Annotated in this window: 1 protein-coding gene; it reads right to left on the bottom strand. The window is 36.5% G+C overall.

Features of this window, described 5'->3' with window-relative positions; genetic code table 11:
• Positions 1-15: 15 nt before the first annotated feature.
• On the bottom strand, positions 16-266 hold a 251-nt coding region (locus SB679_RS24665), incomplete at its 5' end, for a phytanoyl-CoA dioxygenase family protein (RefSeq protein ID WP_410704919.1).

The following is a 266-nucleotide window of genomic DNA, read 5'->3' as shown; positions in this document are numbered from 1 at the left end:
AGGCTGTCTTTTGATTTACCCCATATTTGAATTCATTCTTTCAGCCCATTGAAGAACTTCCGGAAGTTCCATATCTGAAAATTCAATATGGATTACTCTTCTTTTCTTTCCATTAGTTGTTCTGTTTGAGCCATGTAGCGTGAGAGGTTTCATCAGCATAATTCCACCTTTTTCTACATTGCAGATATTTTCTGTTTCTATTGACCAATCTATGGTTTCCGGCCTATAAACTCCCTTGGAATGGGATTTTGGAACTACTTTTAAAG

It is taken from the genome of Chryseobacterium sp. SIMBA_029 (assembly GCF_046535275.1).
GTDB lineage: Bacteria > Bacteroidota > Bacteroidia > Flavobacteriales > Weeksellaceae > Chryseobacterium.
The sequence above is the reverse complement of the archived record's forward strand: the minus strand, read 5'-3'. Positions and strand labels throughout refer to the sequence as shown.